Origin of the sequence: uncultured Shimia sp. (assembly GCF_947498095.1) — a bacterium.
Lineage (GTDB): Bacteria > Pseudomonadota > Alphaproteobacteria > Rhodobacterales > Rhodobacteraceae > Shimia.
The window spans coordinates 202,473-216,375 of record NZ_CANMJE010000005.1; the positions used below are offsets into that span (position 1 = coordinate 202,473).

At 58.8% G+C, this 13,903-nt stretch carries 15 protein-coding genes; 9 read left to right on the forward strand and 6 right to left on the reverse strand.

The features are described from left to right. From Q0932_RS11205 to Q0932_RS11225, 5 genes are all read right to left on the reverse strand, one after another. Positions 1–3,396, reverse strand: a complete 3,396-nt coding sequence (locus Q0932_RS11205; RefSeq protein WP_299352519.1) for an efflux RND transporter permease subunit — start codon at positions 3,394–3,396, stop codon at positions 1–3. Positions 3,397–3,402: 6 nt separating this feature from the next. Then, positions 3,403–4,860, reverse strand: coding sequence for an HlyD family efflux transporter periplasmic adaptor subunit (locus Q0932_RS11210; protein WP_299352521.1), 1,458 nt, complete (start codon positions 4,858–4,860; stop codon positions 3,403–3,405). 105 nt (positions 4,861–4,965) lie between these two features. Next, positions 4,966–5,508, reverse strand: coding sequence for a molybdenum cofactor biosynthesis protein B (gene moaB / locus Q0932_RS11215; protein ID WP_299352523.1), 543 nt, complete (start codon positions 5,506–5,508; stop codon positions 4,966–4,968). Between the two features lie 9 nt (positions 5,509–5,517). After that, on the reverse strand, positions 5,518–6,060 hold the full coding sequence (locus Q0932_RS11220) for a hypothetical protein (protein ID WP_299352526.1): 543 nt from the start codon (positions 6,058–6,060) through the stop codon (positions 5,518–5,520). Then, positions 6,060–6,842 (reverse strand): uracil-DNA glycosylase, encoded by a 783-nt coding sequence (locus Q0932_RS11225; RefSeq protein ID WP_299352529.1) that lies wholly within the window; start codon positions 6,840–6,842, stop codon positions 6,060–6,062. The genes Q0932_RS11220 and Q0932_RS11225 overlap by 1 nt, the downstream gene beginning before the upstream one ends. Positions 6,843–7,014: 172 nt before the next feature. Here Q0932_RS11225 and Q0932_RS11230 point away from each other — a divergent pair, with 172 nt between their 5' ends. From Q0932_RS11230 to Q0932_RS11270, 9 genes are all read left to right on the forward strand, one after another. Further along, complete coding sequence (locus Q0932_RS11230) at positions 7,015–7,971, forward strand: aspartate carbamoyltransferase catalytic subunit (RefSeq protein ID WP_299352532.1); 957 nt, start codon at positions 7,015–7,017, stop codon at positions 7,969–7,971. 102 nt (positions 7,972–8,073) lie between these two features. Continuing rightward, on the forward strand, positions 8,074–8,619 hold the full coding sequence (locus Q0932_RS11235) for a hypothetical protein (protein ID WP_299352535.1): 546 nt from the start codon (positions 8,074–8,076) through the stop codon (positions 8,617–8,619). A gap of 4 nt (positions 8,620–8,623) precedes the next feature. Further along, positions 8,624–9,142: a hypothetical protein gene (locus tag Q0932_RS11240; protein WP_299352538.1), complete on the forward strand. Its 519-nt coding sequence runs from the start codon at positions 8,624–8,626 to the stop codon at positions 9,140–9,142. Next, the gene (locus Q0932_RS11245) at positions 9,139–9,582 is read left to right on the forward strand and encodes a hypothetical protein (protein WP_299352540.1); all 444 of its coding nucleotides are present in this window, start codon (positions 9,139–9,141) and stop codon (positions 9,580–9,582) included. The genes Q0932_RS11240 and Q0932_RS11245 overlap by 4 nt, the downstream gene beginning before the upstream one ends. 24 nt (positions 9,583–9,606) lie before the next feature. Next, on the forward strand, positions 9,607–10,065 hold the full coding sequence (locus tag Q0932_RS11250; protein ID WP_299352543.1) for a hypothetical protein: 459 nt from the start codon (positions 9,607–9,609) through the stop codon (positions 10,063–10,065). Next, positions 10,062–11,336 (forward strand): dihydroorotase, encoded by a 1,275-nt coding sequence (gene pyrC, locus Q0932_RS11255; RefSeq protein ID WP_299352546.1) that lies wholly within the window; start codon positions 10,062–10,064, stop codon positions 11,334–11,336. Before Q0932_RS11250 ends, pyrC begins: the two co-directional genes overlap by 4 nt. Then, positions 11,336–11,941 (forward strand): glycerol-3-phosphate 1-O-acyltransferase PlsY, encoded by a 606-nt coding sequence (gene plsY, locus Q0932_RS11260; RefSeq protein ID WP_299352549.1) that lies wholly within the window; start codon positions 11,336–11,338, stop codon positions 11,939–11,941. Before pyrC ends, plsY begins: the two co-directional genes overlap by 1 nt. Continuing rightward, entirely contained in the window at positions 11,928–12,839 is a 912-nt protein-coding gene (locus Q0932_RS11265) for a DUF6625 family protein (protein WP_299352552.1), read from the forward strand. Before plsY ends, Q0932_RS11265 begins: the two co-directional genes overlap by 14 nt. A 183-nt stretch (positions 12,840–13,022) precedes the next feature. After that, positions 13,023–13,499 carry a YHS domain-containing (seleno)protein gene (locus tag Q0932_RS11270; protein ID WP_299352555.1) on the forward strand — a complete coding sequence of 159 codons (477 nt, stop codon included), beginning with the start codon at positions 13,023–13,025 and terminating at the stop codon, positions 13,497–13,499. 108 nt (positions 13,500–13,607) lie between these two features. Here Q0932_RS11270 and Q0932_RS11275 read toward each other — a convergent pair whose 3' ends face one another. Then, positions 13,608–13,862, reverse strand: coding sequence for a hypothetical protein (locus tag Q0932_RS11275; RefSeq protein ID WP_299352556.1), 255 nt, complete (start codon positions 13,860–13,862; stop codon positions 13,608–13,610). Positions 13,863–13,903 lie beyond the last annotated feature (41 nt).

Here is a 13,903-nt window from a genome sequence, read left to right on the forward strand (position 1 = left end):
TCAGGTCTGCTCTGCGCGGCGTCGCGCCATCGTCAGGCGTATCCCGGCCGCGCTGAATATCACGATCGTCAGCGCCCAAGCGCCAAAGAAAAAGACAATCAGCACGATTATCAGGTTCGGCGCACCGGACAACATCGGTAGAACCTGCGCCAAGGGCGGAAACACGCCGCCAGTTATGACCGCATAGCCCATCGTCGCCACAAACCACGCGGCCATCAACACCCCCGAAATCCCCATAAGCGGCCGCATTTTGACATTGCGCATGGCACGTCGCAACGCCTGGAACTGACGCATCACGTCTTCCTGCACAGCGATTAGTGCCGGTACCACCAACAGCACCAGCACCAGACCAAAGCCCAGCCCATAGACCAGCGTGATCACGGTGGGCTTCAGGAACTGCGCCTGCTGCGAGCGCTCAAACAACAAGGGCGCCAGCCCCAGCACGGTCGTCGCCGACGTCAACATGACCGGGCGCAACCGGTCCGCTGCCCCATCAATGATCGACGGTACTAGCCCGCGCGTTTCAGCGTGTTCATCCACAGTACTGACCAGCACGATACTGTCGTTGATGATAATGCCGGTCAGCCCTAACAAGCCCACCACCGTGAACATCGACAAAGGCACTTCGTGGAAGTGATGACCATAGATCGTCCCTACCAATCCGAATGGAATGATCGCCATGACCACCAGCGGACGCACCCAGCTGGCAAAGACCCAGGCCAGCACGATATAAATCCCGGTCAGGCACATGATCAGCCCCAACAACGCATCATTCAAAAAGGTGTTTTCCTGTTCTGCCAGACCGGCCATGCGCCAATCGACCTGTTGGGTCGAGGCGATCAGCGGCAGGATATCATCCTCCAGCAATTTCTGGATTTCTTCGGCGCGCGCCGGATCGTCCTCGGAAATGTCGCCCGTGACACTTACGGTGCGAACGCCGTTTTCTCGCCGTACCGTCGAAAACCCGGTGCGGCGCTCGACGGTTACCAGATCAGCCAGCGGCACGTATTTGCCCTGAGGAGAGCGCATCAAACTGCCTTCAAGGAAATTCGCCGTTAACTCGTGGCTTGGCACCTGCACTCTTATTTCGGCCGAGCGTGGCCCGTCCGGATAGGTCGCGGCCTCAAGGCCGTTCAGGCGATGGCGCAACATGCGCCCCAGCCCGTCGATCTCAAAGCCCAGCGCACGGCCCTGTGGCGTCAACTCCAGGATCAGCTCTTCTTTGTCATAGGCCAGGTTGTCCTCGACGGCGGACACTTCCGGGAACACTGCCACGGCGGTTTTAAGCGCCTCGGCCGCCTGTTTCAGGTCCTCGGAACTGGCGCCAAAGAACTGGACGTCCAGCGCATCCCCGCCCGGACCCGACCGCCAACCACGAAAGCTCACTGTGTCGACAAGCGGATGCTTCTGCACCCTTTCCTGCAACTCGGCGACAAAGGCAAAACTGGAATAGGGGCGTAGATCCGCGTCGATCAATTCAATCGCTATCCCCCCCTTGAGGTCCGCGTCCAGAGCATCCGCACTAGACAGGCCCCGCCCAGAGTTGCCGCCAATCTCAGCCATGACATAATCCAGCGGATTGCGGCCATAGCGCTCTTCATACTCAGCACCCAAGTCTTCGGTCGCACGCTGCAACTCGCGCATCATCGCCAACGTATCGTCGCGGTTGGCCGAGGGCAGCATAAAGAAGTTCCCGGTCACCGACCCACGCTCGGGCGCGTTGAAGAACCGCCACTTAACGTCGCCGCCGACGAACAGCGCCAGCTGGCTGGCCAGCACCACGGTCGCCAGACCCAGAACCGGATAGCGCGCCCAGACAATCAGCCCCATCATCGGGCGGAACACGCGATTGCGGAACACTCGGAAACCTCGATTGACCACGCGGCTTGGCAAGTCATACCAATGTTCTTTGGCCGAGTGTTTCAACGCATGTGCCATATGGTTGGGCAGGATCAGGAAGCATTCCACCAGCGAGGCCAGCAACACGGCGATCACCGTGAACGGCACATCGGCAATCAAGTCGCCAAAGCGTCCCGAGATCACAGTCAATCCGAAGAACGCAATCACCGTGGTCAGCGTCGCTGAAAACACCGGCATCGACATCCGGCCCGCGGCATTCTCGGCAGCAACTACAGGTGACTCACCCAGATTTCGCGCCCTGTGGTCGGCATGTTCCCCCACCACAATGGCATCATCCACCACAATCCCCAGTGTGATGATCAGCGCAAAGAGCGAGATCATATTGATCGTCAGCCCCAGCCCATACATCAACGCAATCGTCGCCAACATCGCCACGGGAATGCCCGCGGCCACCCAAAGCGCCGTGCGCGCGTTGAGGAACAGGAACAAAAGGCTCACCACGAGTGCAAGCCCCACCAGACCGTTGTCCAGCAAAAGGCTCAAGCGGCTCGAGATCGCCTCGGCGCGGGTGCGGATCAACTCGACCGTCACCCCTCGGGGCAAAGTGGTCTGCATCTTGGCCGCGACCTCTTCGACAGTTGCCTGGATGCCAATGGCATCGCCCTTGTCGCTGCGATCCACGCGCACCGACATGGCCGGGTTTTCGCCGACGTAATAAGTGCGGTTGCGGGTGACACCTTCGACACGCACGTTGGCCACATCGCCGATCAGAAGCTTTGATCCATCCGGGTTCGAACGCAGAACAATACCTTCGATCTGGTCGGGAGCGCGTTTTTCAACACCGGTTCGAACCCGCGCATTGGCGCCTTCGACATCGCCCGCCGGATCGGCATCCACCTCTTGCTGGATCGCGTTGGCAATCTCTTCGATGCTGACGTCATAACTCATCAGATCAACGGTCGAAACCTCCACCACAGTCTGTGGTGCGGCCAGCCCGCGGATCGTTGTGCGGGTGACGCCTTCGGCAAAAAGCCGTGTGACAAATTCATCCGTATAGCGCGCCAGTTGGGCCGGATCGACCGGCCCGGTGACCACCACATCTGTCACCCGATCTCGCCACGCATTGCGGCGAACCTTGGGGTCTTCGGCATCTGCCGGTAGGGTCGTGACCGCATCGACAGCCGCCTGTACGTCATCCGCGGCACGCCCCATATCCCAACCTGGTTCAAACTCCAGCGCGATATTGGCACTGCCTTCAGTGGACCGTGAATTGGTGCTTTCCACACCTTCGACACCCAGCATGGCAGGCTCGAGCACTTGCACGATCGCAGCATCTATGTCGGCGGCTCCGGCCCCCTCCCATATCACGCTCACTCGGACGCTATCTAGGATCACATCAGGGAAAAACTGCGCCCGCATCCGAGGTACCGCAACAAGACCCGCAACAATCAGCACCACTAGCAACAGGTTCGCTGCTGTGCCATGGCGGGTGAAGTATGACAGCAAGCCGCCAGCGGGTCCCGAGACGCGTCGCATGGCCGCTTACCCCCCCATCCGGCTTTGGATACGCTCCAACAGGCGCGCAGGGATCTCGGGTTGTGCCAGCAACTCAAGCACTCTGGCTTTGCGGTCGTCGGGCATGCCCTCATTGGCTTCGATGGCGGCAATCAGGCGGGCGCGGGTCGTTTCATCCAAGGCCACCATATCAGGCTCGTCATTGACCTGAGTTTGGCCGCTTGCCAGCGGCTTAACCTGAATGCCTGGCCCCAGAAGTGGCGTCAGTCGCGTCACGATTTTCTGGCCCGCAATCTCTTCACCGGACAAAAGAATTTCATCGCCTTGACGCCGCAACAAGGTCACCGAAATGGCCTCAAGGCGATTGTTTTCATCCACGACCATCACACGGCCTTGGGCATCCATCGCCGTTGCAGGCAGCTTAACGACGTTCTCCATCATGGCCTCACGGACACGCACGGTGACGAAATCGCCGGGCTTCAATCCACGTGGCGCGTCCAGCCGCGCAAACAGACGTCGCCCGGTTTCACCCTCACCTACAATAGCGCTCTCGCGGGAAATCACACCCGTCGCAACCAAATTCTCGCCGAAGACGTTCAAGGTTGCGGTCACTTCAGAGGCGGGCAACTGCCCGCTTTCCCCGACAAGCCGCACATATTGCGCGGTCGAAACCCGAAAGGCGACTTCAAGCGCTTCGGCATCAATCAGTGTGGCCAGTTTCTCGTTGACCGACACCAAGCGGCCTTTGACGACGGCGACTTCGGACAAGGTGCCCGAAAACCCGGCGACAAGCGTTGTCTGATCCAGCGCCCGTTCGGCCTCTGCCTTGGCCACACGCGCCCTCTCGAGCCGGGTCACGGCCTGATCCACACGCGCTTCGGCCTGTGCCTCGGATTGACGCCGGGTGACCACGGCCTGATTGGCTGATGACACCGCAATCTCGGCGGTTTCTACGGCGGCCGAGGTTGTGACCTCGCGGGCCAACAGGTCAAGCTGGCGGTCTAGAGCTTTTTGTCGCAAACCCCATTGCGCCTCGGCTGCGGCCAATTCGTCCCGCGCCAGTTCCAGAACCCGCGCGGCATCGCGCTGTTCGGCTTCGGCATCCAGCAAGTCATTTTGCGCCCGCGTCAGTGCAAATTCGGCGGGCACCGGGTCAATCTGCACCAGAGTGTCGCCTTGGGTAACCATGCCGCCTTCTTCAAAACGCGGCGACAGGGATGTGATTGTACCTGCGGTCTTGGCCCGAACTTCCAGGCTGCGCCGACTGCGGACTTCTCCGAAGGCGACCAATTCGGGCGCAACCCGTGCCGGTTCGGCCGTCAGAACGTTCACCGCAAACACCCGTTCACTGCCCTGCGGCGGGCGCGAGTCGCGGGCCATGCGTTCAGACACGGCACCAAACATCAGACTGCCGGCCACAGCCACAAAGGCCAGTGTCATGGCAAGCAGGAGCAATCCTGTCAGGCTTTGTCTGAGAAATCTCATCGGGCCGTGCTCTCCAGGTGACGTCAATCCGCCTTACATAATTGGCGCAAACGCCTGAAAAGCCAAGCGCTCACACCAACTCGTGACATTCTACGCATGGCCGCGTCATTTCCGTCGCAAATGTTCGTCAAGCCGCGGAAAGATTTCGACAAAGTTGCAAGGCAGATGGCGGTAATCCAGCTGATATTGCAAAATCTCATCCCAGGCATCCTTGCAGGCTCCGGTCGAACCCGGCAGTGCAAAGAGATAAGTACCATTGGCAACGCCGCCTGTCGCACGGCTTTGGACGGCGGATGTGCCAATCTTGTTCATCGACACCATGGTAAAGACGGTGGCAAAAGCCTCGATCTCTTTTTCATAGACATCACGATGCGCCTCGACAGTCACATCGCGGCCGGTCAGCCCCGTGCCGCCGGTTGAGATAATTACGTCGATCTCATTATTCGCGCACCACTCGCGCAACTGCTCTGAAATTTGCTCACGCTCATCGCGGATGATCTTGCGATCCGCCAGAATATGCCCGGCACCTTCGATCCGACCAACCAGCGTGTTGCCAGATTTGTCCTGATCCAGCCCCCGCGTGTCGCTGACGGTCAGTACGGCGATACGAACAGGAATGAAGTCTTTTCTCTCATCAAAACGTGGCATTTCAGGTCCTTAGGGGCAGGGTTGGGTCACAGGCAGGCGAGGCTTGGCGAGGGCTTTTTCGAACAAAGCATCGGCGCCTTCACCCACCAAAACGTCCGCATAATCAATCATCGCAGAATGTGGAACACATTCAGCAGGCTCGCTCTGGTAAGTTTCGACCAAGGCCTCAAATCGCGCCTCAACCTCTGCACGTTCCGCTACCGGAGAGGCGTTTTGTGCATAAAAAGCCATCAGGGTCTCGAGGTTCCTTGGGTTGGGCGCCGGGACCAGGTCAGGGCAGGACCGCGCAAAGGCCAGCACTTCGGCATAAAAATCAGCAAGACAACCCACAGGACCACCCGGTGCAAAATCAACCCCTGCATACAGCCGGGTCGCACCGTCGATCGTCTCATAGATGGTGACACCATCCGACAGTTCCAGAACACGCGCGCCGCCCGCATCAGTCACGAGTTGATCGGCATGGGTTTCGAACAAAGCTGCGTAGTCATTCAGACCCAGCGGGTCGGCCTGCGCCGCGCCCCCAAATAAGACAAGGGCTGACAGCCACCGCATCACGAAAGCTCTCGCAACTTAGCCTTGAGCGACAACAAGTCGGCCCAGGCCTCGCGCTTTGCATGGGATTGGCGCAACAGATAGGCCGGGTGGAACATCGGCAGAACAGGTTTGCCCAATGCCTCGACCCAATTGCCGCGCAGGCGTGTAATGCCCCGGCGATCCAAGACAGCCTGACAGGCAATATTGCCCATCAGCACGATCACATCAGGGGCAACGATCTCGACATGGCGTTTGAGGAACGGCAACAGCATCTGGATCTCAATGGCTTCCGGATCACGGTTTTGCGGCGGACGCCACGGCAGGACGTTGGTGATATAGACCGACTGCGATGACATATCATGCGCGCGGCCCATCTCGATCGCGCCCAGCATCTTGTCCAGAAGCTGCCCGGCACGACCCACAAAAGGCTTGCCCTCGCGATCCTCATCCCGGCCCGGCGCTTCGCCGATAATCATCACCCGCGCAGCCGGGTTGCCATCGGAAAACACAAGGTTGCGGGCACCGCGTTTCAGATCACAATGCTCAAACGCTGCCATCGCCGCATGCAAAGCCTCAAGATCGCCGGCCTTGGCCGCCATCTGTTTGGCCACCTGCACCGGATCAACCGCAGTGGCCACCGGAGCGAGTGCCGCAACCTCCGACGTAACTTTGGGTTTTTCAGCCTTAATCGGCGCCTCATAACGGTCCAACGGTGCATCCAGAATGGCCTCGGTTGCACCAAGTTCCACCTGCCATTCCAGCAGAGCACGCGCCGTATGATAGTCGAGAGCCGATTCCATGCCGCCACACTATCCGCTTGACGTGAGGGGGGGAAGAGAGGGGCCCGCCCTTCTTGGCCGCAGGCGGTCAATTCACCCCGGGATATTTTTGGCCAAAAGAAGCAAGCGGTATTCTTGCCCCTTGGACGACAGCTTTCTATAAGCAGGTGACAATCTGCACAGGAGCGAGTCTATGGGGTTCAGTCAGAAGCATCTTCTGGGGATCGAGCATTTGCGCCCTGATGAGATCACCGACATCCTTGATCTGGCCGATCAATACGTTGATCTGAACCGGCGTGATGTGAAACACGCGGACGCTCTGACGGGCCTCACACAGATCAACATGTTCTTTGAAAACTCGACACGCACGCAGGCCAGCTTTGAATTGGCGGGCAAACGGCTGGGCGCAGATGTGATGAACATGGCGATGCAGGCCAGTTCGATCAAAAAGGGTGAGACCCTGATCGACACCGCGATGACGCTGAACGCCATGCATCCCGACCTTCTGGTCGTCCGCCACCCGCATTCCGGCGCCGTGGATCTCTTGAGCCAAAAGGTCAATTGTGCAGTGCTGAACGCGGGCGACGGCAAACATGAACACCCCACCCAAGCCCTGCTGGATGCTCTGACAATCCGGCGCGCCAAGGGGCGTCTGCACCGTCTGAACGTAGCGATCTGCGGCGATGTCGCGCACAGCCGCGTGGCACGGTCGAACCTGATCCTTTTGGGCAAGATGGAAAACCGCGTGCGCCTTGTTGGTCCGCCGACGCTTGTACCCGCGCAGTTTGCCGAGTTCGGCGCCGAGATCTATGAGGACATGACCGAAGGGCTGAAAGACGTCGACGTGGTCATGATGCTACGGCTTCAGCGCGAGCGTATGGATGGCGGCTTTATCCCGTCGGAACGCGAGTATTACCACCGCTACGGACTCGACGCCGAAAAACTGGCGCATGCCAAACCCGACGCCATTGTCATGCACCCCGGCCCGATGAATCGCGGAGTTGAGATCGACGGCGAGATCGCGGATGACATCAACCGTTCAGTCATTCAGGAACAGGTTGAGATGGGTGTCGCCGTGCGCATGGCCGCGATGGACCTTCTTGCGCGCAATGTGCGGGCCGAACGCATCAACACCGCAGTTGAGGTCTAAGCCGATGGAAGACCCCAAAGACCCGAAAATGTCCGGCCGCGTGGCCACTGTGGCGTTAATCGTCATGTTTGCGATGGTCGGCCTCGTGATCTGGATCGCCGGATGACGCGTATGGAGGTCACATCCACCGAACATGGGCACATTCGCCTGTTCTCGGTTGATCTGCCTTCTGACGACCTTGCCGCCTTCTTCACACACTCCGACCAAGATGTCTGGCCCTTTCGGGATGCGCTTGGGGCCAAGCAATTGGACGAAGGGTTCACGGAATACTTCGACGTGGCCGATCTCGAGGGCTTGGGGCTGATCGGCTACATGACCGAAGGGCTGGGCATCGACGAAGACGAGGTCGATGAGGACGCCCAACGTCTCTCATCCCTCTCGGGGCACGTTGTAATCGTTTATTCCTCGGCCTTTTGCGGAGTGGCGCAAACCCTCACCCCGCGAGCCCCGCTGCGCTGGATCGGCACCTATCGCGAAGACGGCGCTTCTGTGAGTTTTGCCCCGCTGCCCTCCAAAGCCGCCAAGGGCATTCTCGCAAGTGGCGCGCCAAAACACGCCAACGCGCATCTCAACGTTCTCCTGGCGATCCTGGCCCTGCCGGTTTTGGCAGCCATCCTTGCCACCGTTTATTTCCTGGTGCGAGGGTAGATCGTTGAACCATCCTGACCCCCATCAATTGCCGCCTCTCGTGGATCTCGCCCCCGGTGAAATCCAAAAAGAGATCTGGCGCCCCCAGTTTCGTTTCTTTCTGCTCAAGATCAGTTTTGTGTCCGGCCTCACGACCGTCATTTTCGGCGGAGCAGGGAGCTTCGCTCTGAGCCTTTCCGGTTTTTTGATTTGGGTCGGTGCCTTTGTTATATCCGCCGCGATCTATGCCTTTGTCTTCGACGATTATCTTGAATGGCGCGCCCGCAAGGATGATGTCTGGATTTTGACCGATCGGCGGCTGATCTATTACAATCCGAATGATGACAGCTCTCCGGCTTTTGTGCCACTGGCGCAAGTCAAACAGGTGAAACGCTGGATGTTCTGGGCTCTGCGTGTCCAACTTTATCCACGCGATCAGGTCATGATGGTGTTTGTGCCAGAGCGACAGCTGATCAAGGACGCCATACTCAAGTACGTCGATATCGCGGCGACAGCTGCCCCACAGAAGGTTCAAACACCATGAGCGAACACCGCATGACCCCCAACACTCCATTGGCCGAAGGCGAACAGGTGCTGACCAGTTTCCGTGCTGATCGTGCCACCTATGTGCGCACCAACACCTGGATGGCTGTGGTCGCGATGGGCGGCGGTATGGTGATCCTTTGGATGCTGGGCAACCCGCATGTCTGGGCCGGTGCGGTCGGGGGCCTTATGGCGGTTGCGGTGCGCGCCTTTTACCTGATGTCCGAGGCCCTGTCGGAACGCTGGGACCTGACCAACCAGCGGCTGCTCGGACCGATGGGCCGTGCGATCCGGTTGGGCGAGATCAAACAGCTGAACAAACTGGGCAACGTCGTGCAGGTGGTGACCACATCCGGCAACAAATATCTGTTGAAGTACCAAGGCGACGTGCCCGAAACCATTCGCCAGATCAAATCGGCACAGGTCGGAGGGCAGGTTTGAGCGACATCCAAGAAAGATCAGCCAATGAATGACGACCTTTACGGGCACGCGCTGAACAAAGGTGAACAAGTAAGCTATGCGCAATTGCCGTCGGGTGTGGGCCTGCCGGTTCGGCTCATCTTGCTTATCTTGATAATCTGGTTCGTCGTGCCCGAACTCGCCACCGAGCTGGGGGCACCGCAGCCTTTTCGCCCCTCGCCAGGGCCGGTGATCTTGCTCTTGGTGCTGCTTTCGATTGTTGCAGGGATCTGGCCCGCACTCCTGTCTCGCGTCTGGTTCACTCGCCCGCGCCCAGCCCTTGTCACAACACAGCGCGTCATCGCCACGAATGGCGTCGACATGCCTCTTTCTCGCATCTCAAAGGTCCACGGACGCTGGTCCACCATTAAACTTGACGGTCAAAAGCTTGCCGACGGGCTGGTAATCAGGGATATGCAGAATGCACACGCCTTCCGCACCGCCATAGAAAGACACCTCGCATGACGACCCTCTTCACCAACGCCCGCCTGATCGATCCGGAAACCGGCAGCGATGCCCTTGGGTGGGTGCTGATTGAAAACGGCGCAATTTCCGCAACAGGCACGTCAGATGTGCCGAACGCGGCATATACCATCGACTGCAACGGCAAATGCCTCGCGCCCGGCATCGTCGACATCGGCGTCAAGGTGTGTGAGCCGGGCGAGCGGCACAAGGAAAGCTACAAGACTGCGGGCCTTGCGGCGGCGGCAGGCGGTGTCACCACGATGGTGACACGCCCCGACACCCTGCCCGCGCTGGATACTCCCGAAGCTCTGGAATTCGTCGAACGCCGCGCCAATCAGGCGGCCCCTGTCAACGTCGTCCCCATGGCCGCGCTGACCAAGGGGCGCGAGGGGCGCGAGATGACTGAGATCGGCTTTCTGATGGATGCCGGCGCTGCGGCCTTTACCGACTGCGACCACGTCGTGACCGACCCAAAGGTCTTGTCACGCGCCATGACCTATGCCCGCGCCATGGGCGCCCTGGTCATCTCGCATCCTCAAGAACCGACACTCTCGAAAGGCGCCGCAGCCACCTCGGGCAAATTCGCCGCGCTGCGCGGATTGCCAGCCGTGTCCCCGATGGCCGAACGTATGGGGCTGGACCGCGACATTGCATTGGTTGAGATGACCGGAGTGAAATACCATGCCGACCAGATCACATGTGCCCGCGCCCTGCCCTCGCTCGAACGGGCCAAGGCAAACGGGTTTGATGTGACCGCAGGCACGTCGATTCACCACTTGACGCTGAACGAACTGGACGTTGCGGATTATCGCACCTTCTTTAAAATCAAGCCACCTTTGCGCTCGGAAGACGACCGGATGGCGATCATCGACGCGGTCAAATCCGGCCTGATCGACATCATCTCATCTATGCACACCCCACAAGACGAAGAAAGCAAGCGCCTGCCCTTCGAAGAGGCCGCATCCGGCGCCGTGGCGCTGGAAACCCTCTTGCCGGCAGCGATGTCGCTCTATCACAACGGCTATCTCACCTTGCCGGACCTGTGGCGCGCCATGTCACTGAACCCGGCCAAACGGCTGGGCCTGTCAGGTGGTCGCCTCGCGGCGGGTGCGCCTGCCGACCTTGTGGTGTTTGATCCGGATGTGCCTTTTGTGCTGGACCGCACCAAGCTGAACTCCAAGTCCAAGAACACGCCGTTTGACGGGCGCCAGATGCAAGGTAAGGTGCTGGCAACTTATGTGGCTGGCAAGGCCGTTTACCAGAGAGACTGATGCCCGAAATTGTCCACACATTGCCCGTTCTGTTGATCTGGGCCGCGCTTGGCTATCTCTTGGGGTCGATCCCTTTTGGCATGGTTGTGACGCGCGTCATGGGGTTGGGCAACTTGCGCGAGATTGGCTCGGGCAACATTGGCACAACAAACGTGTTGCGCACCGGCAGCAAAAGCGCCGCCGCGCTGACATTGGTGCTGGATGGCGGCAAAGGGGCGCTGGCAGTTGTATTGGGCCGCCTGTTGGCAGGCGAAGATGTGGCACAGATCGCGGGCCTCATGGCCTTTATCGGTCATTGTTATCCGGTCTGGCTGCGCTTCAAAGGCGGCAAAGGCGTTGCAACGTTTCTTGGCCTTTTGCTGGCATTGGCATGGCCCGTTGGAATCGCCTGCTGCCTGACATGGCTGGCCACTGCGGTGGCGTCTCGCACCTCTTCACTGTCGGCTCTGATCGCAGCGGCGTCATCAACATTCTGGATGCTGGTCTTTGGGTCCGGCAGCACCTTTGCCTTAGGGATCGCCACGACGCTTTTGGTTTTCTGGCGCCACAAAGACAACATCCGACGCCTGCGCGCTGGCACAGAGCCCAAGATTGGCCAAAAGTGACGCCATGTCAGCGCAAAGGCTGATCCTGATTGCTCCTTGGTTTGGACCCTGGCCTGTCTGGATCAATCTCTATCTCGAAAGCTGCCGTTGGAATCCTGATATCGCCTGGCTGATCCCAACAGATCAGGACCCACCCGAGAACCGCCCCCCGAACGTCACTTTTCTAAAGATGGGTTTTGACGCAATCATCGCGCGAGCACAGGCGGTGGCCGGCACGCTCATTACCGCGCCCGACGCCTACAAGCTGACCGATCTCAAGCCGCTTCTCGGGGCGATGTTTGAAACAGAGATTTCGGACTTTTCACATTTTGGCTACACCGATCTCGACATCATCTACGGTCAGCTTAACTGTGAATTCACCCCAGAGCGCCTGGACCAGTACGAAGTCATCTCAAGCCACTCGAATATGCAATCTGGACATCTGTCGATCTTTCAGAACTCGCAGCGCATGCGAACCGAGTGGCGTCGCGTTCGGGGTTGGCGCCGGGCCATTTCTTCACCCGAACATCAGAGTTTTGACGAACGCAGTTTCAGCCGTCGCCTTGATCCCCGTAAGTGGCAACCGCCATGGCGACGCTACAAAGTGCTGTGGCACGAGATGTACTCAATGCCGGACCGGAGGCAGGTTTGGCTTGATGGCGGCCCGCCACCGACCCGCATGATCTGGAAACAAGGACGCCTGACTGAACCCCGCAATGCCCAACCTCAATATGCCTATCTGCATTTCATGCTGTGGCGATCAAACCGCTATCGTTACACCAACCGTGTGGGAATGGCGCCCTGGCCTGAGCGGGACGAGATCATGCATGTGAAGGATTGGCGCGAGGCCGCCGAGCAAGGGTTCGAAATCTCGCACGATGGGTTCACGCTTATTCGCTCAAATTCAGATGTCACCTAGACAGATTCTGCCACCGTTCTTGCACAGAGACTCTGCGCAAATGCACAATCAACCTTAGTTGTTTTGAACGTGATGAACCGACCTCATAGCTCGGTTTTACCAAGATGCAATTCCATCTTGGATTTCAAAATCTGCCCTCACGGAAATTTCTGCCGTTGGGCTTGTTCAAAAGGACAAGATACCATGAACTCGATCAAACACCTTATGGCTGGCGCTGCTATGTCAGTCGCTCTCGTGACCTCAACCCTTGCCGCTGACGTGGATGTCAACGCCACCTCGACCGGGCTGGCACTTCGCGGCTATGACCCTGTGGCCTACTTCACTGAGGGCGCACCTACCCCCGGCGACTGGCAGATTACGGCAGAGTACAACGAAGCGACCTATCGTTTTACCTCGGAAGCGAACAAGGCCACCTTTGAGGCCAACCCCGAAGCCTATGCCCCGGCCTACGGCGGCTACTGCGCCTTTGGAACAGCCATGGGCTTTAAGTTCGACGGGGACCCTGAGGTCTGGAAGATCGTTGATGACAAGCTGTATCTGAACCTTTCCACCGCCGTACAAGAGCGCTGGGAAGGCGATGTTCCGGGCTTTATCGAAAAAGCGTCTATGCAGTGGACGGACATCGCAGATAAAACCCCATCGGAGTTACAGGCGCAATAATCCAAACAGTCTCAAAAAAAACCAAAACGGCGGCGCTTACCAGCGCGGCCGTTTTTTCTTGCCTTGGCGCTCGAAACGATGTCGAGACGCCCATCAGTCGAACTTCACTTAAGCCTTGTCAGCCATACGCTCTGTCGCTTCGGCGGTGCGCTTGGTGTTGTCATGAATGCCTAGCGCGAGATACATCATCCCGCCCATGACCAGCACATAGACGGCCCCGAACGCCCAGACCATAAGCCCGGGAATAATCCCACCCTCGGGTGTGAACATGGTGCCCAAACCACCTAACACCACGCCCAGCGACATCAACACGATGATGGCAGAGACGATTTTTTCCAGTGAGTTGATAAAGAAATCGCGCATTAGAATGTCCTCCTGAAATGACGGGAGAAACGGTGCGCGAT